Raw genomic sequence first — 22,248 nt, forward strand, 5'->3', positions numbered from 1 at the left:
TAACTCGTTTTGCAGTAATTTCCAATATTTCTATTTTAACATGAACGATTTTCAGAATAATGATAAAATAGGTGGATTTATCTAGCTCTCTCTTCCAGGAGTTTATACCCAGCATCAGGAAATTTTACAAGTAAAAGCTGATTCATTTTGCTTTTTTAAAATGAATTGGTAAAACGAGGAATCAACTGTAGATAAATTACTGTTTACCGTAGATACTTAGGGGATTACCGTAGATAAATTACTGTTTACCGTAGATAAATGCACCGTTACCGTAGATAACCTTCTTTGCAGCAGCTTTCAGCTAATGTGTAATCGGTTACATAAGCACAAACCATTACAAAACCCTGCTCTTCTTCCACAAAAACTCTTCTTTTCTAACAAAAAACGAATCAAAATGATAATTTTTTAAGATTTTCAGCATAAAATGGGGCGTGACCAAGCTAGAGCAGCACGATTTACCAAAAAAACGAGACCTACTCAAAAGGTAGATCTCGTTTTCTAGTTCACTATCAAATCACTGATAAATCCTAGACCCTTTCTCGACAAATTCTCTTGCCTTTTCCTTCATTCCTTCTTCCTTTTCGGTATCTGCCATGCCACGGATGTCGTGGGAAATTCTCATCGAACAGAATTTCGGACCGCACATAGAACAGAAGTGGGCTACTTTTGCTCCTTCTGCTGGAAGGGTTTCGTCATGGTAATCCTGCGCACGTTCCGGGTCTAGTGAAAGATGGAACTGGTCACGCCAGCGGAATTCGAAACGAGCTTTGGACAGGGCATCGTCTCTTTCCTGAGCACCAGGGTGACCTTTGGCGAGATCTGCGGCATGCGCTGCGATTTTATAAGTAATAACTCCCTCGCGGACATCCTCTTTGTTCGGCAAGCCAAGGTGTTCTTTTGGCGTAACATAGCACAGCATCGCAGTCCCGTACCAGCCGATCATCGCTGCACCAATCGCGGAGGTGATATGGTCGTACCCTGGTGCGATGTCTGTTGTAAGCGGTCCAAGCGTATAAAAAGGCGCTTCTTTGCAAATTTCCAACTGTTTGTCCATGTTCTCTTTAATTTTATGCATTGGAACATGGCCAGGACCTTCAATCATCACTTGAACATCATGCTTCCATGCAATGTCCGTCAGTTCTCCAAGGGTTTCTAGCTCAGCAAACTGCGCCTCATCATTCGCATCTGCGATGGAACCAGGGCGCAATCCATCTCCCAGTGAGACGGAAATGTCGTATTGCTTTAATATTTCGCAAATCTCTTCAAAATGCGTATAGAGGAAGTTTTCCTGATGATGGGCAAGGCACCATTGCGCCATAATAGAGCCACCCCTTGAGACGATTCCTGTCATCCTGTTAACAGTCATTGGAATATATCGAAGCAGTACGCCTGCATGAATGGTGAAGTAGTCGACCCCTTGTTCTGCCTGCTCAATAAGCGTGTCGCGGTATACTTCCCATGTTAGATCCTCCGCAATGCCATTTACTTTTTCTAGCGCCTGGTAAATTGGAACAGTCCCAACTGGCACTGGTGAGTTTCGGATAATCCATTCTCTAGTCGTGTGGATGTTTTTTCCGGTGGACAGATCCATAATTGTATCCGTCCCCCATCTCGTAGCCCATGTCATCTTTTCCACTTCCTGCTCAATGGAAGATGTCACAGCAGAATTCCCAATATTTGCATTGATTTTCACATGGAAATTCCGGCCGATAATCATTGGTTCACTTTCCGGATGATTGATGTTTGCTGGAATGATGGCTCGGCCGCTTGCAACCTCTTGCCTGACAAAATCAGGATCCATTTTCTCCCGAATCGCGACAAACTCCATTTCCGGTGTAATAATGCCTTTTTTCGCATAATGCATCTGGGTAACAATACGCCCTGGCTTGGCTCGGAGCGGTCTTGTATTAGTGTTAGGAAACCACTCAAGATTAGCACGTCCGTCCTCCTTTGCGTACCCGTTATCCTCCGGCTTGATTTCTCTTCCTTCATATTCCTCAACATCACCGCGCTCTTCAATCCATCCTTTACGTAGAAGCGGCAGTCCTTTTCGGATATCAACTTCATAATTTTCATCAGTATAAGGTCCGCTTGTATCGTATACTCTGACAGGCGCGTTCTCCTCCGTACCATAGGATACTTCTGTCTTTGAGAGACCAATCTCCCTCATCGGAACTCTGATATCCGGCTTGCTTCCTTCGACGTATACCTTCCTGCTTCCTGGCAATTGTGACTTCAATTCGATTTTCACATTTGTTCCTGTCTCCATGTACTAACATCCTCCTCGGAAAAATGGGATCAGAACCGACCGGGAATCAGCGCAAATAAAAAAGGTCCTGTTTTCACAGAACCCGATTCACCAAAAAGTAGAAACGCACAAAAAATATAGCGCCGTCTTTCCTACTTCCCTACGCTGGTATCATCCAGATCAGGTTCAAAGGGTCGAAGAATGCCATCTTCTCTCAGTCCTCTCACGGACACCCCTAGTAGAGCTTTAAAAACTATTCAGCATTACATTTAAAATAGCATAGTTTCCTATATAAATAAAGTGTAAAGTCAGATAATATCCATTCCTTCTGCTTCGTAAATCACATTGTACTTCTCACTTAGCTCTTTCATTTGACTGTGATATTCGCTAATCATCTGCTCGTACTCTGCCGCTTTCGCATTCGCTTCCTCAATAAGGAGAATGTCCTGTTTCTCAAGTGCCTCCTTCTCCAACAGCAATGCCTCGTAATAAGTTCCGGTCGCTTCAACTACTAAGTCTGTGATTGGCTTAAGCTCCTCCATTTCTGGTTCGAGCGCCACGGCCCCTGCTACTGCTTTCTTGTAAGCAGGAAGAACTTCGTTAATGAGCACATCATATAACTTTTCGTCCCCTGTATAATTTGCACCTGAAACAGTTGAAAGTGCGGCGTTCGCCTTTTCTTCATAGTAACTGATCCTGGCAATATCCTCATTGACAAATTTCATAAGCATTTCCTGCTTTTCATATTCTGTTGTTTTTGATGCATCTTTCTTCTCTTCTTCCAACGGCTTTTCTCTTTCTATGTTCTTTTCCTGCTTCTTTTCTTCTGCATTAAGTTTCTCCGTTTCTTTTTCCTTTGTTGGTGCAGCAGTTTCCTCTTTGCCGCAGCCTCCGAGCAGTAAAAATACAGCAGCAACACAGAACATTATTTTCTTCACGATTATCCAGCCCTCTCAAACCGTATTTCCCCAAAAGGGAATCGATTTTACAGTATGCAGAGAGTGGATTTTTCGTCAAAGAAGGAAGAGCCCTAATAGGATACAGGAAAAAACCGGCTTGTCAGATGCTCTCGTCGTGACCATAAACAGTCGGCTCATAATCAATCTTATATTTTTTCATAATACTGGCCATTTCTTTATGGTACTCTTCTATTAGTTTATTATATTCCAAGGATTTTTCGTTCGCTTTACGAATAAGGATGGAATCCTTTTTTTCAAGCGCTTCTTTTTGGAGGAGAAGCGCATCATAGAATACCTCAGCTGCCTCCTTGATTTTCACAAGAGGGAATTCGAGCTCTTTTATCGGTGCCTCCAACGTCTGTATCTCATCAAATGCCTTTTTATAAGCTGGCAAAGCAGTATTGGTCAGCACACGATGCAACTCTTCATCATTTTTAAAGTTTGAACCTGAAACAGCAGCAAGCTCGGTAAATGCTTCTTCTTCATACTTAGAAATTTTCGCAATATCCTCATTGATAAACCTTACAATCGCGGTCTGATTGGACACGTTAACTGATACTGTTTCTTCTTTTTCCTCTACCTCTTTCTCTGCATCAGGCTTCTTTGGAGCGGTTGCTTCTTTCTCGTTGCAGCCAACAATAAGCAGCATGGCAGTCAGCAGCATGGCAATTTTCTTTTTCATCTTCTTGTTTCCCCTTTGTCGTTCTTGTAAGGAAAATATCCCCAAAGACATTATAACAAGGAAAATACATAACTGGGAAATTTTATAACAGGTTGTTTTCAAGCAGTTTTTTTCATAAAGAAGTATTTCCGGGGAAATTGTCGAAGGTTGTAATGATGCTATCGCGATTTACAAGTCGGCCTTTATTAACAAAATAAAAAGCGTAGGAAAGGCAATTTGCCCTACCTTACGCTTTTTTAACAAATTCCGATTTCAGCTTCATTGCGCCAAAACCGTCGATTTTACAATCGATATCATGGTCACCTTCCACAAGGCGGATGCTCTTTACTTTCGTTCCAATCTTGATGACAGAAGAAGTCCCTTTCACCTTCAAATCCTTGATAACCGTAACTGCATCGCCATCCTGAAGGATATTCCCATTCGCATCTTTCACGATTTTTTCGTCTGTTTCTGTGCTACCTTCGCTTTCCGCGCTCCATTCATGAGCACATTCAGGACAGACAAAAATAGCGCCGTCCTCATACGTGTATTGCGACTTGCACTTTGGACAATCAGGAACATTCGACATTATTCATTCTCCATTCTTTCTTTGATAGACATATTATAGCCGAAACTTTACATTTTAGAAATTGCCTTAATCATTTCTCTAGTGTTAATGACGTCCCGGTATGTCCGATGTTTGACGGTGTTAATTGTCCTGGATCTGACGGAATCATTGTCCAAAATAAAAGGGAAGCATTTTGAAGTGCAGTCCCTGAACTTCCGGACGTGAAATCCAGGGGGATGTTTCCCTGACTGGTCCTGATCATGATGGATGTTTCGGCAATTCGTGCATCTAAGCCTCCGGATGTTATAAATCTTACTCAGTCCTGAATGGTCCATGGCTGTTCGATCCTTAGTTCCTATAACCAACATGTCTTTACCACAACATGGGGAAGGAGTCCTCCCCGCACCCCTAACTAAAAACTCCAGTAAGAATGTTTTTTAATCAGCTTATAATCTGATACAATAATCATATGTTTTTTTGTGGGACGTCTCCTGTATAACTGTTGGAGCAGTTATACAGGAGACGTCTTTAACGGTCGCAATGATGCAAATCTGTTTGCACAAACAGACTCATACTCACTGACTCTGTCAAAGCAACATCTGCATGCATAGCAGACCTACACATAACAAACAAAGAGAGCAAGAAAATCCTCTCCTGCTCTCTTGAACTCAATATTTTTATAGAATATTAGGCTTGCTGCAAAATCTGTTGAAACTCTTCCTCGTCCTCATCAGAGAATCCCTCAAAAACAACTTCAGCAATATTCTTATGGTTAAATACATACGTGTGTTCAGGAGCAATGAACCCTTGCGGATAAGGTACAGCCAAGTAATCATACATCATTCCATTATTCTCGTCTTCGGTTACTAAAATTTGTTTTCTTCCGTAAATCATAAGCTTAGCATTTCCACCCTCTAACAAAACAATCGAACCATTCGGTAATAAATTATTATTCATTATTTTTTACTCCTTTTTTAGCCAATTCATGCATCAATTTATCCTTAACTTCCTTATTCGCAAGCTTCACATACTGAATGTTCTTTTTTATAAAAAAGTATTTGTGGAAGTACTTTGCGAAAAGCCACATAAAACCATATGAACTTAACAATAAAACGACCGTTATACTTAAAGAAATAATAGATTCGGATAATCTCATGAGATATTTAGAAGCAATGTAACCTGCGGGTATTGCGATACTTGCAACAGCATAATGCCAAGCAGGTGTTTCCTTCTGTTTAAAATTGGAACCAAGGGAATATTTTTTAAACTGATGGAAGACAAATAAACATGTAGCAACTAAATATATAGCTGCCATGGCTAAATAGAAACCTAAGGAATCCATACCTAAGAGATATATTTGTTTCAACCCAGCGACGAAATAACAAATGGAACCAACTAGGCCTGCATAACATACAAAAAGAATGGTTTCTATCTCAATATTAATAGACTTTCTAAACAACAAAGCAATAGCCCAAATATTAATTATTATCATCATTGGTAAAGTTATAAAAGAAGCCCAATTAACCCATATTACAAATAATGGTGCAATAAGCAATGCGTCTATTAGAAAAAAGGTTACCATTGAAATCTGCATCTTATGATCGTCGTAGCTTAAAGGTTCCAATTGGAAGAGTATATGTCCTGGCAACTGTTTACGTTTTAAATTCTGCGGTAACTGTATCATCCTTGCACATCCTATCTGGAGTTCACTTAAACCAACCGGCAACTGTTTTAATCCCTTTTTGTACGCCACCTTTTATACCATCTGTAAAGTTTGTTTCGTTCTTACCTACTTTAATTCCTTCGAACGCATACGTGATTAGAGTTGAAGCAAGTACACCAGCTCCTGTAGCCAATAAAATTGGTGCTCCAAAACTACCCACAGCAGCAATTACTGCAGCTCCACCTACTAAAGTTACTACTCCTAAACCGATGTCTACAGCAGCATCACCAATAATTTTTTGACTAGATGCATTTGCTTTCGAGTTTTTAACTATATTCTCCGTGGTTGTAATGCCTACTCCTAGCCATCCAGCCTTGCTCTTTAAAGCCGCTTTACTGGCCCCTTTTACACTAACAAATTTAGTTAAATTAGTATTATGCCCTTTTTTCGCTTGTGCTTTAACGTCATTTACATGATAAGTAGATGCTTTAATTCCTATTTTTTTCCGTTTTTAACATGGAATTTTTTACCTCGCCTTTCAATGCTTACCCCATGTTTATTTACCTTGTACGCTGTTTCAGCAAGACCCACTATTTCTGAACCAAAACCAAATCCATTACCTCCGGAGGAAACAGGCGCAAACGCATCAAATTTAGCACCAAAAGCATCTATATTTTCAAGATCCACCTTACTCATCTCTTTATCCATCTTCTTAAAACTATCCATATTATGCAACTTTGAGCTTTGGAAGTTACCCACGGATATTTGACCGCTTTTAAACCTGCCTTGGAGGTTTCTTATAAAGGTTATCAAAAGTTGGGCTTCTTGCGCCACATCCTTTAAGTCCTTTTTTTGGTCTTCATCAAATTATGTAGTTTCTCTTTATTCTCTTTGAGTCCATGTCTAAGATCTTTTATTGTCTCTACATAGTTATCGTCACTGACTTTAGATATTTCTTCGTTATCTCTTATTTTTGCTAGTTGCTCATTAAAATCATCTATTAAATTTATAACTTTAGTCTTCTGCGTTTTAAGTTGTTCCCTCTCTAGTTCTAAGAATTCCTCTCTAACAACCCCGTCCTTTTGGGGTTCTACTTCTGGATATGCGTCTAATACACCATTTAAAACTCTACGATAATTGCCTAACAATTTATCATAGTATTTTAAAAAGGGCATATGACTTTCTTTAAAAAAGGATTTAATAGATTCAGCACCTTTACCGCTAAACTCCCTATCTAAACCTACTAGTTTCTGCATATTCTGATAGATTTTCTCGACAGCTTCCTCTTGGTTATTTACTTTTGTGATTGTCCCTTCAATTAAAGTAACTAGAGATGCAACATCAAGTATTTTCATTAACCATGTTCCTTTCTAACTTTTTGCGCAATATCTTCATCCGTTGTTTTCATTGATTTAATTGCCTCTCGAGTAGCAGAGACATTCATTTCTAGTAGTTTTTGATATTCTCCGGCTATAGATGCTAATTTTACATTAATATCTAAAATCTTATGAATAGTAGTTAAACCCTTCTCCCCTTCAAAATCAACTGCTTTAGTTTCAAGAGCAGTAATGGATGCAGCTAACGTATTTAATGCTTCTTCCACCGCCTGATAATTAATACTAATTTGTTTACCCATTTTTTCCTCCACATATTTTAAGATTTAGCGTTTTCAATATCTGCTAATAATGAATTGATCTCTTCAATCACTTTATTCATTTTTTTTCTTAAAATATCAATTCTCATTCCTGCACCTTCAAGTACAGAATAATAATTTTTAGTTAGATAACTATAACCAAATTGTATATAATCGCTCGCAAACTTGCCTTTCCAAGTATTTGATCCTAACGTTGGTGGTGTAGGAATATGATTTATGAGCAGATTATATATCTCTACTAATTCACCAAGCACATGTTTCATTTTTTCAAGATCCGCTTCCTTTTTCCTTAAATCGCTCCTTAAAGATTCAACCGATGGACCAAATAACATTCGATGCACCTACCTATAATAAATAGTTATAATTCCCTATTGTTCCATTAAATCACAGGTGTATTTCATTTTCCCTTATCATAAAGCCTACAAGATAAAATTAAGCCAAATAGCACATGATAAAAGCATTAGATAATTGCTATCGGAGGCAATCCCCACAAAGATTATTGGTATTAAAAATTTAAAAAATACCTTGAACGAAAGTTTGTATTATGTTAAGTTTTAACTAACTTGTATTGCAAAGTAGTTGCAATACATTTTTTCCGCAGAACTATATTGTATTACAAGTTAGTTGTCGTAAAGGAGGGATTATATGTCTTCCAGTCAGATACTAAAAGGAATTTTAGAGGGCTGTCTTCTATCAATTATTGCTAAAGGAGAAACCTATGGTTATGAAATGATGGAAAAATTAAATGGCTATGGTTTTACAATGGTAAGCGAAGGCAGTATATATCCTTTATTACTTCGTATGAAAAAAGAGGGGCTTGTCACGACAAGCCAAAAAGAACTTCCTTCGGGAGGTCCAAAGAGAAAATATTATTCCTTAACAGCTAAAGGAAAAGAGGAATTAGAAGCGTTCAGAGAGCGTTGGAGTGATATCGCTAACAGTGTAAATAATTTATTGGGAGAGGAAGGTTAATGTTATGGAAATTTCAAGTGAAAGCCGAGAGTTTTTAGAAAATTTAAGGTTTTATTTAATTTCAAGTGGTAAAAAGGAAAAGGAAATAGAAGAAATAATTGGCGAATTAGAAGATCATTTATCTGAAGCTGAACAGAACGGGAAGAACGTTGAAGATATAATTGGTAAAAGTCCTAAAGAGTACATGGAACAAATAGCAAATGAAATGCCTGTTGATATTAAGGGTTTGTTAAAATATATACAGATTATCGTTATAGGTGCATTTTCATATATTTTAATGGGAGATGCCATACGGGGAGAATTGGAATACTCATTAATTGATATGATTGGTTATCCATTTATCTTCTTACTTTCTTTATTACTTACATCTGTTTTATTTAAATATGTTGCAAGCAACAAAATCACAAAAACCAAAGAGTGGTTATTGTTTGGAATCGTTGGTTCTACTCCATTGCCTTTATTTATTGCACTAATCTTTCTGGATAGATTTTATGATACACCAACTATTCAGTTTGGGGTTATTGGAAATTTTATTGCAATTGTTTTTTCAATTGTAGTTTTCGTTGGAATTGCGATTTGGAGCAAAACATGGGTATCTATTATTCTTCCGATAATTTTATTCTTGCCAGAATTTATTATAAATAAATTCAGTCTTGAAGAGAGCACAAAAATAATTTTAAGCGGAATTATTCCCCCAGTTTGCTTTGCTGCTTATGCCCTCACCGTTTTGAAGTTGGAGAAAAGCAAAGATAAAAAGTTAACTGAACAGTAAATTTTCAAATATATCACCATGAAAAGGCCGTCAAGAGTTAGAAGTACCAAGCTTCTTTGAATTTGTGGATACAATCGGCTAATCTTCCATCAAAGTTGGCACCTTTTCCATTATGTATTCATATTGTCTCATTTTGGACATAAATTAATGCGAAAGGAGGAGGTAGCATGGAATGGTTTATAAAAGGTTTTAAGAATTATGCTAACTTTAAGGGCCGTGCGCGTCGTAAAGAGTACTGGATGTTTTATTTGTTCTACATGATTTTTTTAGCTTTGCTAGCTACTGTAGCAGATATTACAGATACCACTATTTCTTATGTTATTTTTGGTATTTACTTTCTCGGTACCCTTATACCAGTCTTTGCCGTTAATGTTCGAAGGTTGCACGATATAGGCAAAAGCGGGTGGTTCTTACTAACGTATTACATACCTATTGTCGGAACGATCTTCTTGCTCGTGTCTACTTGTACTGACAGCCAGCCTGGCGACAATAAGTATGGTCCGAACCCTAAAGAAAACCAATCATCTGCTGCATAACTGCTAAAGGCGTTCCATCCGGAGCGCTTTTCATATTGAAAAAGATAAAGAAAATAGGTTTATTTTACTCATTTGCTTGTTTTATTAAAGAAGCAATAGAATTTTTGATTTTTACAGCAGCTGTATTTTTTTACAAAAATAGAATCCGCATCTTCCTTTCCCCGCCAAAAAGCCGCCATGATTCAAATATACAAATATTATTATTCTGTACGAGCTGCAAATACCATCATAAAATAAATACTATTCATTACCTCTATTCCCATAGTGGTGACGTAGCGTAAAAACCGGTATAATGGTCCTAATATTTCTATTTATAAAGGAGCTAGCTTTGGAAATCCTACATCATAAAATATTTTCCCATTCTGCCTCTAAAGAATGGGTGGTTTTGGTTCATGGAATTGGCGGAAGTTCGTCCATTTGGTTCAAACAAATTAAAGAATACCGGAAGCACTTTAATCTCCTTCTTGTCGATTTGCCTGGCCACGGAGGAAATAAAACTGGTCTCAAGGATATGGAGCATCAATCGTTTGAAGCGATTGCCGATCGAGTCACCGACCTTCTTGATCACCTTGGGATCAAGCAAGCTCATTTTGTCGGAGTTTCCCTCGGTACGCTGGTTATTCGGTATATTGCTCGCTTCTCCCCTGAAAGAGTAGCTTCAATGGTCCTTGGAGGTTCCGTCGAACGCATCCATCCGCCGCTTGTTCTGCTCGCAAAGCTTGTAGAAGGAATCAAGCACTTCATCCCATATATGTGGGTATACCGGCTCGTTGCTTGGATTCTCATGCCAAAAGAACACCATGCTGAGGCGCGAAAAACCTTCATCAGAGAAGCTATCAAACTAGGACAGCGCGAATTCTTCTGCTGGTACCGTGTTCTTCATATGGAAGTAAACAAGCTCTTCACTCATGAAAAAGAACAGCATCCAGTTCCCTCCATCTATATCATGGGTAGTGAAGATTATATGTTTTTGCCTTACATCAAAAAACGTTATGGCGGCGATAAAAATATATCATTGAGCATTCTCTCCAATACCGGCCATGTCTGTAATATTGAAAAAGACAAGGAATTCAACGACATTTCCATTGCTTTCATTAAGGAACAGGACAATCGCCTCAATGAAGCAATCAACGGTTAATATCTTCACTTGCACACTAAAAGGGAAACCCCGATAGCGGGGTTTCCCTCTTTGTATGGCTCTTCATGTTCCGCAGTAAGTGCGATAAGGTGAGGAGCATTCTGGCACCGTTGTGTATGCTGCTTGCTCTGGAGCATGCTCGTATGGGTTACGCAACACTTGCAGCAATCTCTCCATTACACTGTAGTCGCCGCGCTCCGCTGCTTCTAGCGTCTCTTCCACTCTGTGATTACGCGGAATAACCGCAGGGTTGCTGAGCTGCATGAGCTTTTCCGAATCTGCTTTCGACTCCTTCTGCCTATCAAGTCTCGCATGCCATTCGCCTTGCCATTTAGCGAAATCTTCACTTTGAAACAGCGTCGTATGTTTCGCCTTTTGAAAAGTCAATGCGACAAACGTGTTCGTGTAATCCGCCTTATACTTATGCATCAATTCAAGAAGATTTTCCACCAATGCTATATCTTCTTTTTCCTCATTAAATATCCCTAGCTTCTCCCTCATCCCCTTCAGCCAATAGCTGCGGAATCTTTCCATGTAACGAGAGATTTCTGCCTGGGCAATTTTCACTGCTTCTTCTTCCTCTTTGTGGAGCAATGGCAACAAGCTTTCAGCAAAACGGGCAAGGTTCCAGCCGCCGATTACAGGCTGGTTGCCGTAAGCATAGCGGCCTTCCCGATCTATCGAGCTGAAAACCGTTGCAGGGTCATATTGATCCATGAAAGCGCAAGGTCCATAATCAATCGTTTCTCCGCTGATCGTCATGTTGTCCGTATTCATCACCCCATGGACGAAACCAACAAGCTGCCATTTGGCAATGAGTTCAGCTTGACGATCGATTACTTCACGGAGGAGCTGCAAGTAGCGGTTCTCATTCCTCTCAACTCGCGGATAATGGCGCTCTAAAGCAAAGTCGGTAAGCGCCCTTAACTTGTCAATGTCTCCCCAATTGGCAGCAAACTGAAACGTACCAACACGAAGATGGCTTGCAGCTACCCTAGTGAGGACCGCTCCTGGTAGCTTTCGCTCACGAATGACAGCTTCCCCTGTCGTTACCACCGCTAAGCTCCTCGTCGTCGGTATTCCGAGCGCGTGCATTGCCTCGCTGATGATATACTCGCGCAGCATCGGTCCAAGCGCAGCCCTGCCGTCTCCTCTACGGGAGTATGGTGTTCTTCCTGGTCCCTTCAGCTGGATGTCCACCAATACTCCTTCTGTTGTCTTCTGCTCTCCGAGTAATACTGCCCTGCCATCACCGAGCATGGTAAAATGGCCAAATTGGTGTCCGGCATAAGCTTGGGCTATCGGAACCCCGCCTTTCGGAATGTCATTCCCCGCAAAGACGGCAACACCTTTTTCACTCCTAAGCGCATCCGGATTTAAACCAAGCGATAATGCAAGTTCTTCATTTAGAATCACCATTTCTGGAGACTCTACAGGTGTTGGTTTAATATTAGAAAAAAATATTTTCGGCAGTTTTACATAGCTGTTTTCCAGCTTCCACCCCGCACTGCTCTCCATCAACCCAGCTCCTTTTTCGCATTTGATATTGATTGTAGATACATCAACCTATGCTGACCTATTTAACATTTTCCACTTCCATTTATTATACCCGTTTTACTATAGGGAACCATGAATGATGAAAAAAGCAGCAGACCACTTCTGCCTGCTGCTTGCTCCAACGCTTTCTTATTTAGTCATTGCCTCGACAATCAAATCAGTTAAAGCTTCCGCACCTTTTTTACCTACATGGACACCGTCCGGAGCGAAATATTCTGGATGATTAATCCCTGTTTCGTGCCAATCCACCAGCGTGATATGGTCGTGTTTTGCAGCCATCCTCTCAATGGATTCATTGACTTTTCGCTCCCATGGACGAGGGACACGGGTATTGACAAGGTAAATTTCAGCATTCGGAAAATGATCCAGCAATGCTTCCATTTGTTCATCAGTGAAATAGCCGTTTGTTCCGAGCTGGATGATGACCGCTTTTTCAGGTTGATTGAAGGAAGCATAGTCCGGGGCAAGTCCGATAGCCTGTGATACTTGCCTGCCTACTTCCGCGTCAATCGTCATGTTTGGAAACCGGTTCAAGAGACTTTGGGCCGCATCTAGCATGACGGAGTCGCCAATTGCCAGTATTTCCTTGTTCATAGCAGCAGGAAGGGCAACACCCTTCTTCTTATCCTGCTTTGTATTTTCCTTAGAGGCATTCTTATTCTTACGGACAGACTCTTTCTCGTCTTTAATTTCCTGTGTTGAATCTTTTTTTTCGGATTTTCCCTTCTCACTTTGCTTCCTAGAAACATTGCTTCCAGCGGTCTCAACTTCTGATGAGTCCGGGCTGGCATTCTTTATTTTCAGCTTGCTCGGGGCACCTTCCCTGTCATTGCCTTCCCCTTTGACCACACCAGTAATACCTGCCGTGAATACTAGGAGAAATGCAGCTAAGGTTACGGTAGCTGCACGGCGGACAACTGAAGCTTGCTTCCATTCCAGTGACGGCTTGAGCTGACGGAAAAATGCACGAAATCCTTTTTTGCGGATGGGCATTTCGATGTAGCGATAGGATAGCTCCGCAATTCCAAATGTAAGTGCAAGTTGAATCGCTACCCGCCACAAAACTGGATGGCCGATTTCATAAACAGGTGTCCCAAGCACGATTACCGGATAATGCCAGAGATAAATCCCATATGATCTTGTGCCAACCCACATAAGCGGCTTCCAAGCAAGCATTCTTCCGAGAGTGCTGCTCGGATGGCAGACACATGCGATGAGGACGGCGGCATTCAAGCAAACAAAGAGCATTCCTCCACGATAAAGGAAGCTTTGGTATTCATCGACAAAAACAACACAAAGGATAAAAATAAGCAAGGATACGAAGCTCGCTATATTCAAAGAGTTTTTCAGCTGCGGCGGCACTTTTCTGGCCGACAAGCGCTTCATTGGCCAGACAAGGGCGAGCCAGCAGCCAATGAGCAATTCAAATGAACGTGTATCCGTTCCATAGTATATCCGGCTCGGGTCGGCTCCAGGTTCATATAGAAACGCCATCCATAATGCCGAGCATGCAGCTCCTCCAAGGACGACTGCTGCAAACTTGCTTCGATCCTTCAATATATAAAATCCGCCAAGAAGCACAAGCGGCCAGATAACGTAAAACTGTTCTTCAATGGCAAGAGACCAAAGGTTTTTCAACGGCGAAGGTGAACCCATACTGTCAAAATAAGAAAGCTCATGGAAGATAAACCACCAGTTGCTTGAATAGAAAATGGAGGCAATCGTATCGCCGCGGACTGTTTCCAGCATATCTCGCTGAAACAAAACGACCCAGACGAACGATGTTGCTATCATCATATAGGCGGCAGGAAGCAAGCGTCTAATACGTCCAATCCAAAATTGCTTCAAACTAAAGGAAAATGGATCATCGTGATTAGGCAAAATAATCGAAGTAATTAAATAGCCTGAAAGCACGAAAAAAATATCAACACCTAAAAATCCTCCACTGGCCCAGCTGAAATGAAAGTGATAGGCAATGACAGACAGTACGGCTATGGCTCTAAGGCCATCCAATCCAGCAATATAACGGGTTTTGTGGGTTTTCCCTTTCATTAAATAATTCCTCCAGTATCTAGGCAACTTCATCTTGTGGACGGCTGGCTATAAAAATCTCACAAATTCTAGTCTACCTCTTATATGACGACAATGCATGTAGAAAAGTAGCATTTTTTGCAGAAAAATTTCACCTTGTTTTTTTAAAAAACAAGTCATTTGAAAATACCCTCTGCATACTAATCTTAAATATCTAAATTTCAACTTTTGCGAGGAAATATTTTACTATTTTCATTGTATGCTGACTCAAGCTGGAAAATTTCCGCATCATTAGGGGAAACAAAAAATGCCTATGTAGGCGGTGAAAAAAGAACATCTGCTCGAATGCGAACTTTAAAATAGTAGGGACAAGTCCGCATATGCCATAATGAGGAAAAAGGGAGGTAATAATTTGGAACATAATCATAAAGTACGGGAAGAAATATTGCAAAGTGTTATGGGGTTAAGCGATTCTGAATTGAATGTAAAACCTTCCGCAGAAAAGTGGAGCATCATGCAGGTACTTGAACATCTAAATTTGGTTGAGCGGTTCGTCCTGAAACAAGTGGAGAAAGTAATGGCCAGCGATAAGGAAACGAACACTGACGCAAAGCCAATTCACCTATCAACGGATCGAAAGCGTAAAATTTCCGCTCCTTCCATTCTTGAACCTACTGAACAATTCATTACGCTCGCAGAGATGAAAGAAAAACTGCACGCTTCTAGAAACTCATTAGAAGCATTTGTAGCAGGGGCGGATAAAGGAAAAATGCTTCAGCGGTCCTTTCTCCACCCGGCCTTCGGCGACTTGAACGTAAAACAATGGATTGAATTTATCGGCTGGCACGAAAAGCGGCACCTCGAACAGATTGAGGAGATTAAGCAAGAGCTAGAGCAAGAAGAAGGTTAATTTTTTTGAAACCCCAGCATAGCTAGTTGGGGTGTTTTATGGTTTGCCTCTCCTGATTTATACTATTTTGAGATAGCATTTCTATAGCAGTATAACAAACAGAAGCTTGTTGGAACGGAATATGCATACCCGTCCGAATGATGTTTAGCTCCTCCATTTTATCTCTGTGCTTTTATCTTATTGAATTCTTCCTCTGTGACGGCACGGTAAATTAGACGATGCTTCGTCTTCCAAAAAGATAGTTCCAATTTGGAAGCATTTCCATGAAAATGCCCGATTAGCCTGGTTTCCTTTCCGTCTACTTTCGTATAAAGCTGAAGTATGCTTCCATCGGTTATTCCCACGACTTCATATTTCGTTTCCTCGTACGGTTTTTTGTTATCGCTGCGAGTACTCACAAGGAGTGAACCTGACACATCTCCTTCACGTGTCCACTCGTCTATTTTAAGAAGCAGCTGAAGCGATTCATTTTTCCGAGCGTACAGATAGCCGAAAGTACGATCTAATTCCGAGAAAAAGGTATCTAAGTGATGATTGAAAAATTGTTCTTCATTATAGTTGGCTCTCTTTGCTTCATCTTGAAAATTCTCTATCACTCTATCAAACTCTTTTTTGTCGACCGCTCTATATAATCTCTCAAACTTTCCCTGTTTTTCTTTTACCAAGAGATTCTTACCGGAAAAATGAACATCGCTCCTCTGCTTTTTGCCTTTAAAACTTATCTTGATTTCATATCCCTTCCCGGTTTTCTTCCCGGTTACGGGATACGCTGTTTCTTTAATAGAAGATTTCTCTTCAACCACATTCAGTTGGTGGAACTTCCCCTTCACCTTCCCACTTCGCTTTGTTATATCAAACCAGTAAAAATCACCGTTTCCACCCTTGTATACAAAGGCATAAGGCATATTCAGCGGGTCATTAGGATCTCCACTCTTAGAGTTCGACCACCAAATTGAGGCACTAATTAGGAGCATAATCATTACCCCAGCTAACGCCAAAGTTTTGAACCGATTCACCCTGCTCCCTCCCTTGATTTCTTTAAATATGATTATAAATCCCAATTGAAAAATAATCCATTTTTAGATTAAATAGATTTTCCCTTACCAACCATAATCTTGTTTCTATACAACAAACATTTGCTCATATTTTGGATCCTACAGGTTTCACCTACATGAAATCCCTCTTTACTGTAATCTGCACTTTCTCGATTAAGTAATGAATCCTATACAATCAACTTCATATTTATAAAGCCATTAGTTTAGGCCTTTGTTACTGTTTATTGCTTGATAAGCATAGACAGTTACCATGTTAATATACAATCAATCCCTTTTCTTATACAATTATTGGATAAAAGGGTCGTATTTACTCATATTTAAACTACATCATTTATGTCCAAGGAGGACCTATGTCAAAAAATAAAAAGCGTTTGTTAATCGCAAGCATTGGATCTGCTTTATTAATGGCAGGCTGCTTAAATATGGACACATCAAACACTAACCAGAACGAGGACAAACCAAAAGCTACAAGCAAAAACACTCACACCGACGAGCGATACGTCAGCGTCCAAGATTATACCGGCGAAGGCTATCGCATGAAGGGCGGAGAGGAAGAAGAAAAGATTGCGAAAAAAAACAGAGAAGAAATTGAAAAGGCTGTCAAAGAGTTTTTTCTAGATCAATACAAAACAGAAGTAGAAGTCCAGCATATGATTGGTGCAAATGGTGCCGCCACCGTTTTTGTAAAATCAAAAGGACTTCTTAATTTCCATACATATGCGATCGTTCCTATTAACGACAAAGAAAACAAGGTTTTTTATAATAAGGTCCGATCGCAACCTGGAGATGTAGAAAGAGCTATGCAAACAGCCCTTTATCAAATATCAAACAAAGAAGAGTTCGATCAACTTCAAAAACTCACAGCGAATTTTCCAAAAAAATATCCTATTGTAGGAGAGAACCCTGAATTCACACAAAAATTCTCATACACCGGTTATGTTACACCCTTTTTTTATATAGGTATTCGAAACCATGCTCTTAAGCCTTTATTAGAAACATATTTAAATAATCCAAATATATCAGAAGAAGAAATTATAAGGCTTTACAATTCTAAGCAATTCGAGACTGAAAATATTATTTTTTCAATCCATTTATATATGAAAGAAAAAACTGAAAAACCTGATCCCAAAATCTTCAAACAGCTTAGTGATGAAATTACAAATGCTGCTGCTATCCCTAGTGGATCTTACAGAATTCATCTACACGATAATTATGTAAACAAATTAACAGGCCTTGGGAATAAAGAGAATTCACTTGAAACAAATTTTAACCATTTAATAGTTAAACAATAGGAGGAGGCTTTAATGGCAGTAAAAAATTTAGATACGAATAAACTATCTACTAATGATCCCAATTTAGTTGAACTAGCTGGATACCATGCGTATTTGAATAAACCTGATAATTCTCAATTTGAAGTTAATAGAATCAATTTCATAATTGCTCTTTTTAAAAAAGCTAAAACGACTCCTGATAGAAAATAAGCCTTTTTTAAAAATGATTTCTGTAAATGTGAGCAGCTGTTTGCACAGGTTGAAAACAATCACCCTTTTCCAAACGTTCTATTAAGCAGCTGCTTGTTGACCACTCAATTGTTGGTTCATCCGATCGGCAGCCAATTTTGATGCATTGTAAACAAGGGTGACCAAATCAAAATGGAGTTTCGCCTTTCTTCCTGTCCGATGACGCACATTGTTCAACTGGAAGAATTCTTTTAAATAGGCATTTACTCGTTCTACAGCTGTTCTTTCTGCGTAAATGGCCTTCCACTTTTCGGAACCACGGGCTGGTGCTGTATATCGTCTGAGGTCTGTTTTAATACGGACTTTATAGACTTTCTGGCATAAGGAATCCTTCGCCAAAGGGCAGCTTTCACACTCTTTTGGCCGGACGTATTTTAGAGATTGGTGTTTCTTATCATAGCTGTCATAACGATACGAATGCTCCCTGACGCAAGTAGGGGCAAAATGCTCGTCATAGCCGGCCCACTCGCCCTCGCCGCGTTTGTTGTAGGCGATGACGGAGTGGGCTTTCATCGCGAAAAGTTGTTGGTAAACCGGAACGAAATCATAACCGGCATCCATGCATCCATGCTGAATAGAAAGGGGCAGCTTTTGAACGCCCTTTAAAAGAGAAATCGCAGCCTTGCCGTCATTCAAGTTTCCCGAACTCATGATGGACTGAAGAATATACTGGCTTTTTGTCCCGACAGCTAGATGGGCTTTGTATCCGTACCAGAAAACGTTTTTCCCTTCGCTGTTTTTCTTGATGCCCCAGGCAGGTTCAACTGGCATTTCCGAGCGAAGTTCTTCCAGGGAAACATCCAACTGATCGGCGATGGTCTTTTCGTACAAGGTTTTATTCTGTTCTTCTTCCCTTTTTTGCTGGTCGTACTTTTCTTTTTCTTCTTTCTTTTTGCGACCGCGCTTTTTAGGTTCCGGCTTAGGTTTCTTTTCTGCGGCAGGTGACTGATCCCTAGCCTCGAAGTGGGAGGCATCGATTGCCACATTTTCGTCGTCGACAAAGCCTTCCTTTATCGCTTGAAGAAGAAGCGACTCCTTTTCTTTTTCCAATATGTTGGATGCCGAAAGTCTATCGATTAAACGGGAATAGGACGCTTCGGAAGGGACCTGGTCCGAAACGAGAAATCCACATTCAAGGCGAAAGATAAGATCATGTTTCAACCTTTTTACGAGATCCTTAATAGTTGGGATGCGCTCCACCAGTCTGGCGACCAAAGAACAGATCATTGCAGCGTAATTTAGCTCGGCAGGAGCACCGCGCCAAGATTTTTTTGAAACGGCAAAAACAGCAGAATCCAGGTTTATCGCAGAAAAAACAGCTTGGAATCGTTGGGTAGGTTCCAAATCATATAAATCTTGTATACCAAACAGGCTTCCTTGTCTTATAATAGGCATAGGGAGACTTCCTCCAATCTCTATTGTTTTGGTCCTACTTAACAAATTCGAGATTTTGGGGAGGTACTCCTTTTTTGATGCCTAAAAAACCTTGATAGACAAGGGCTCAGATTTATGAAATTGATTCAATAATATTGAATATACGGTTGTTGGATACTCGATATGAACATCCCACCGGCTTAGATGCTATGACAGTTAGGAATGAGGTCACAAAGGAAGTAACAATCGTCTTCGTTGGCACAGATGCAGCGGGTAAATATGGGAATCAGGATATTTTAACGGATATTCAGTTGCTAAGTCCTATAGAGCCGAGACAAATCAAAGCTGCACGGGCTTATTATAAAGAGATGTCGGAAAAATACGAGATTTCTTCGATTACGGGCAATTCTCTTGGCGGTGGATTGTCACTTGCCGTTGGGGTACAGAATCCACATTTAAATGTGTTGCACAGGGGCTTTCTGAGATATTGATATCAATCAATAAGGACGAGTTAGATTTGCTCGCTTCTGCAATGGAAAAGCAAGTGATGGTGCGTCACTAAATTACTGAATAATACGGAAACAGTGTCACCATATTTGTATACAACCAGCTCTTTTCATATACAATTATTGGATAAAAGGATCGTATTTACTCATTTAAACTACATCATTTATGTACCATCCAAGGAGGACCTATGTCAAAAAATAAAAAACGATTATTAATCGCAAGCATTGGATCTGCTTTATTAATGGGAGGCTGCTTAAATATGGACACATCAAACACAAATCAAAACGAGGAAAAACCAAAAGCTACAAGCAATAATACCCAAACCGATGAACGGTACGTTAGTGTTCAAGATTATACCGGTGAAGGTTATCGTATGAAGGGCGGCGAGGAAGAAGAAAAGATTGCGAAAAAAAACAGAGAAGAAATTGAAAAGGCTGTTAAAGAGTTTTTCCTAGATAAATATAAAACAGAAGTTGAAGTACAGCATATGATTGGTGCAGATGGTGCCGCTACTGTTTTTGTAAAATCAAAAGGACTTCTCAATTTCCATACATATGCGATCGTTCCTATTAACGACAAAGAAAACAAGGTTTTTTATAACAAGGTTGGGTCAGAAGACGGAGCTGTGGAGAGGTCTATACAATCAGCACTTTATCAAATAGTAAACGAAGAAGCATTTACTAATCTTCAAAAACTTACAGATGATTTTTCAAAAAAATATCCTATCGTTGGAGAGAATCCTGAGCTTACACGGAAGTTTGCATATACTGGATATGTTACACCTTGCTTCTATTTAAATGTTCGTAACGACTCCCTTAAACCTTTATTAGAAGCCTACTTAGATAATCCAGTTATAACAAAAAATGAGATTATAAACATTTACAATAATTCTATCAAATTGAAACCTGATGATATTCTTGTTTCTATCCAATTTTTCATGAAGGAAAAAAGTGCAAAACCAGATGTTAATGTTTTTAACAAAATCAGTGAAGAGATTAAAAACGCTAATAACATCCCTGATGGATCCTACAGGATTCATCTGCACGATAATTATGTAAACAAACTTTCTGGCCTTGGAAGTAAAAAAGGCTCTCTTGATACAAATTATAACCACCTAATAGTGAAGGAGTAAGCGGGTTTATCAAAGTATATAGATTGTTTTGATAAAAAAATCCCACTATGCTGTAATCTGCACTTTCTCGATTAAGTAATGAATCCTATACAATCAACTTCATATTTATAAAGCCATTAGTTTAGGCCTTTGTTACTGTTTATTGCTTGATAAGCATAGACAGTTACCATGTTAATATACAATCAATCCCTTTTCTTATACAATTATTGGATAAAAGGGTCGTATTTACTCATATTTAAACTACATCATTTATGTCCAAGGAGGACCTATGTCAAAAAATAAAAAGCGTTTGTTAATCGCAAGCATTGGATCTGCTTTATTAATGGCAGGCTGCTTAAATATGGACACATCAAACACTAACCAGAACGAGGACAAACCAAAAGCTACAAGCAAAAACACTCACACCGACGAGCGATACGTCAGCGTCCAAGATTATACCGGCGAAGGCTATCGCATGAAGGGCGGAGAGGAAGAAGAAAAGATTGCGAAAAAAAACAGAGAAGAAATTGAAAAGGCTGTCAAAGAGTTTTTTCTAGATCAATACAAAACAGAAGTAGAAGTCCAGCATATGATTGGTGCAGATGGTGCGGCTACAGTTTTTGTAAAATCAAAAGGTCTACTTGATTTCCATACATATGCAATCGTTCCTATTAACGACAAAGAAAACAAGGTTTTTTATAATAAGGTCCGATCGCAACCTGGAGATGTAGAAAGAGCTATGCAAACAGCCCTTTATCAAATATCAAACAAAGAAGCGTTCGATCAACTTCAAAAACTCACAGCGAATTTTCCAAAAAAATATCCTATTGTAGGAGAGAACCCTGAATTCACACAAAAATTCGCATACACCGGTTATGTTACACCCTTTTTTTATATAGGTATTCGAAACCATGCTCTTAAGCCATTATTAGAAGAATACTTAAAAAACCCCAATATCTCAGAAGATGAAATCAAAAAGGCTTACACCTCTAATAAATTTAAAACTGAAGAT

Annotated in this window: 25 protein-coding genes, 1 pseudogene and 1 riboswitch; of the genes and pseudogenes, 10 read left to right on the forward strand and 16 right to left on the reverse strand. The window is 39.6% G+C overall.

Features of this window, described 5'->3' with window-relative positions:
* Nucleotides 1-514 precede the first annotated feature (514 nt).
* The 12 genes from thiC to BQ5796_RS16775 form a co-directional block, all read right to left on the reverse strand.
* Nucleotides 515-2,269: a phosphomethylpyrimidine synthase ThiC gene (thiC, locus tag BQ5796_RS16730; protein ID WP_071461502.1), complete on the reverse strand. Its 1,755-nt coding sequence runs from the start codon at nt 2,267-2,269 to the stop codon at nt 515-517.
* Between the two features lie 119 nt (nt 2,270-2,388).
* Nucleotides 2,389-2,495: riboswitch (TPP riboswitch) on the reverse strand.
* 61 nt (nt 2,496-2,556) lie between these two features.
* Nucleotides 2,557-3,186, reverse strand: coding sequence for a hypothetical protein (locus BQ5796_RS16735; RefSeq protein WP_071461503.1), 630 nt, complete (start codon nt 3,184-3,186; stop codon nt 2,557-2,559).
* A gap of 121 nt (nt 3,187-3,307) precedes the next feature.
* Complete coding sequence (locus BQ5796_RS16740) at nt 3,308-3,889, reverse strand: hypothetical protein (RefSeq protein WP_071461504.1); 582 nt, start codon at nt 3,887-3,889, stop codon at nt 3,308-3,310.
* Between the two features lie 226 nt (nt 3,890-4,115).
* Nucleotides 4,116-4,457, reverse strand: a complete 342-nt coding sequence (locus BQ5796_RS16745; RefSeq protein WP_071461505.1) for a zinc ribbon domain-containing protein YjdM — start codon at nt 4,455-4,457, stop codon at nt 4,116-4,118.
* Nucleotides 4,458-4,504: 47 nt separating this feature from the next.
* On the reverse strand, nt 4,505-4,804 hold the full coding sequence (locus BQ5796_RS18575; RefSeq protein ID WP_074034066.1) for a DUF6431 domain-containing protein: 300 nt from the start codon (nt 4,802-4,804) through the stop codon (nt 4,505-4,507).
* 319 nt (nt 4,805-5,123) lie between these two features.
* A complete protein-coding gene (locus tag BQ5796_RS16750) occupies nt 5,124-5,393 on the reverse strand; it encodes a DUF4176 domain-containing protein (protein ID WP_071461506.1) in 270 nt (89 codons plus the stop codon).
* Nucleotides 5,386-6,120 carry a hypothetical protein gene (locus BQ5796_RS16755; RefSeq protein ID WP_071461507.1) on the reverse strand — a complete coding sequence of 245 codons (735 nt, stop codon included), beginning with the start codon at nt 6,118-6,120 and terminating at the stop codon, nt 5,386-5,388. The genes BQ5796_RS16750 and BQ5796_RS16755 overlap by 8 nt, the downstream gene beginning before the upstream one ends.
* A 22-nt stretch (nt 6,121-6,142) precedes the next feature.
* Nucleotides 6,143-6,292, reverse strand: coding sequence for a hypothetical protein (locus BQ5796_RS18215; protein WP_159431017.1), 150 nt, complete (start codon nt 6,290-6,292; stop codon nt 6,143-6,145).
* 302 nt (nt 6,293-6,594) lie between these two features.
* On the reverse strand, nt 6,595-6,933 hold the full coding sequence (locus tag BQ5796_RS16760) for a hypothetical protein (RefSeq protein ID WP_071461508.1): 339 nt from the start codon (nt 6,931-6,933) through the stop codon (nt 6,595-6,597).
* A 5-nt stretch (nt 6,934-6,938) separates the two neighbouring features.
* A complete protein-coding gene (locus tag BQ5796_RS16765; protein ID WP_071461509.1) occupies nt 6,939-7,454 on the reverse strand; it encodes a T7SS effector LXG polymorphic toxin in 516 nt (171 codons plus the stop codon).
* A complete protein-coding gene (locus BQ5796_RS16770) occupies nt 7,454-7,735 on the reverse strand; it encodes a DUF5344 family protein (protein ID WP_071461510.1) in 282 nt (93 codons plus the stop codon). Before BQ5796_RS16770 ends, BQ5796_RS16765 begins: the two co-directional genes overlap by 1 nt.
* Nucleotides 7,736-7,752: 17 nt before the next feature.
* Entirely contained in the window at nt 7,753-8,085 is a 333-nt protein-coding gene (locus tag BQ5796_RS16775) for a hypothetical protein (RefSeq protein WP_071461511.1), read from the reverse strand.
* A 313-nt stretch (nt 8,086-8,398) separates the two neighbouring features.
* Between BQ5796_RS16775 and BQ5796_RS16780 the strand changes: the two genes are divergently transcribed.
* From BQ5796_RS16780 to BQ5796_RS16795, 4 genes are all read left to right on the forward strand, one after another.
* Nucleotides 8,399-8,725: a PadR family transcriptional regulator gene (locus BQ5796_RS16780; protein WP_071461512.1), complete on the forward strand. Its 327-nt coding sequence runs from the start codon at nt 8,399-8,401 to the stop codon at nt 8,723-8,725.
* A gap of 4 nt (nt 8,726-8,729) precedes the next feature.
* Nucleotides 8,730-9,497: an HAAS domain-containing protein gene (locus BQ5796_RS16785; protein WP_071461513.1), complete on the forward strand. Its 768-nt coding sequence runs from the start codon at nt 8,730-8,732 to the stop codon at nt 9,495-9,497.
* Nucleotides 9,498-9,664: 167 nt separating this feature from the next.
* Nucleotides 9,665-10,033, forward strand: a complete 369-nt coding sequence (locus BQ5796_RS16790; RefSeq protein WP_071461514.1) for a DUF805 domain-containing protein — start codon at nt 9,665-9,667, stop codon at nt 10,031-10,033.
* A gap of 328 nt (nt 10,034-10,361) precedes the next feature.
* Nucleotides 10,362-11,171 carry an alpha/beta fold hydrolase gene (locus BQ5796_RS16795; RefSeq protein ID WP_234969412.1) on the forward strand — a complete coding sequence of 270 codons (810 nt, stop codon included), beginning with the start codon at nt 10,362-10,364 and terminating at the stop codon, nt 11,169-11,171.
* A gap of 63 nt (nt 11,172-11,234) precedes the next feature.
* On the opposite strand, the gene BQ5796_RS16800 is transcribed toward BQ5796_RS16795, so the two are convergent.
* Both BQ5796_RS16800 and BQ5796_RS16805 read right to left on the reverse strand, forming a co-directional pair.
* A complete protein-coding gene (locus BQ5796_RS16800) occupies nt 11,235-12,689 on the reverse strand; it encodes a protein adenylyltransferase SelO (protein ID WP_071461515.1) in 1,455 nt (484 codons plus the stop codon).
* A 168-nt stretch (nt 12,690-12,857) separates the two neighbouring features.
* The gene (locus BQ5796_RS16805; protein ID WP_071461516.1) at nt 12,858-14,780 is read right to left on the reverse strand and encodes an acyltransferase family protein; all 1,923 of its coding nucleotides are present in this window, start codon (nt 14,778-14,780) and stop codon (nt 12,858-12,860) included.
* A gap of 391 nt (nt 14,781-15,171) precedes the next feature.
* On the opposite strand from BQ5796_RS16805, the gene BQ5796_RS16810 reads away from it, so the two are divergent.
* The gene (locus BQ5796_RS16810) at nt 15,172-15,669 is read left to right on the forward strand and encodes a DinB family protein (RefSeq protein WP_159431018.1); all 498 of its coding nucleotides are present in this window, start codon (nt 15,172-15,174) and stop codon (nt 15,667-15,669) included.
* A gap of 158 nt (nt 15,670-15,827) precedes the next feature.
* Here BQ5796_RS16810 and BQ5796_RS16815 read toward each other — a convergent pair whose 3' ends face one another.
* Nucleotides 15,828-16,685 carry a hypothetical protein gene (locus BQ5796_RS16815; RefSeq protein WP_071461518.1) on the reverse strand — a complete coding sequence of 286 codons (858 nt, stop codon included), beginning with the start codon at nt 16,683-16,685 and terminating at the stop codon, nt 15,828-15,830.
* Between the two features lie 389 nt (nt 16,686-17,074).
* On the opposite strand from BQ5796_RS16815, the gene BQ5796_RS16820 reads away from it, so the two are divergent.
* Nucleotides 17,075-18,016: a DUF1672 family protein gene (locus BQ5796_RS16820; RefSeq protein WP_071461519.1), complete on the forward strand. Its 942-nt coding sequence runs from the start codon at nt 17,075-17,077 to the stop codon at nt 18,014-18,016.
* Between the two features lie 12 nt (nt 18,017-18,028).
* Nucleotides 18,029-18,205 (forward strand): hypothetical protein, encoded by a 177-nt coding sequence (locus BQ5796_RS18220; protein ID WP_159431019.1) that lies wholly within the window; start codon nt 18,029-18,031, stop codon nt 18,203-18,205.
* A gap of 81 nt (nt 18,206-18,286) precedes the next feature.
* On the opposite strand, the gene BQ5796_RS16825 is transcribed toward BQ5796_RS18220, so the two are convergent.
* Entirely contained in the window at nt 18,287-19,639 is a 1,353-nt protein-coding gene (locus tag BQ5796_RS16825) for an IS5/IS1182 family transposase (protein WP_071461520.1), read from the reverse strand.
* A gap of 127 nt (nt 19,640-19,766) precedes the next feature.
* Between BQ5796_RS16825 and BQ5796_RS16830 the strand changes: the two are divergent.
* From BQ5796_RS16830 to BQ5796_RS16840, 3 genes and pseudogenes are all read left to right on the forward strand, one after another.
* Nucleotides 19,767-20,085: pseudogene (locus BQ5796_RS16830) on the forward strand (SA1320 family protein); the annotation flags it as partial.
* A gap of 227 nt (nt 20,086-20,312) precedes the next feature.
* Nucleotides 20,313-21,257: a DUF1672 family protein gene (locus BQ5796_RS16835; protein WP_071461336.1), complete on the forward strand. Its 945-nt coding sequence runs from the start codon at nt 20,313-20,315 to the stop codon at nt 21,255-21,257.
* Nucleotides 21,258-21,525: 268 nt separating this feature from the next.
* A partial coding sequence (locus tag BQ5796_RS16840; protein ID WP_071461522.1) for a DUF1672 family protein occupies nt 21,526-22,248 on the forward strand: 723 nt, incomplete at its 3' end.

This window comes from Bacillus massilinigeriensis, from assembly GCF_900111815.1.
Lineage (GTDB): Bacteria > Bacillota > Bacilli > Bacillales > Cytobacillaceae > Mesobacillus_C > Mesobacillus_C mediterraneensis.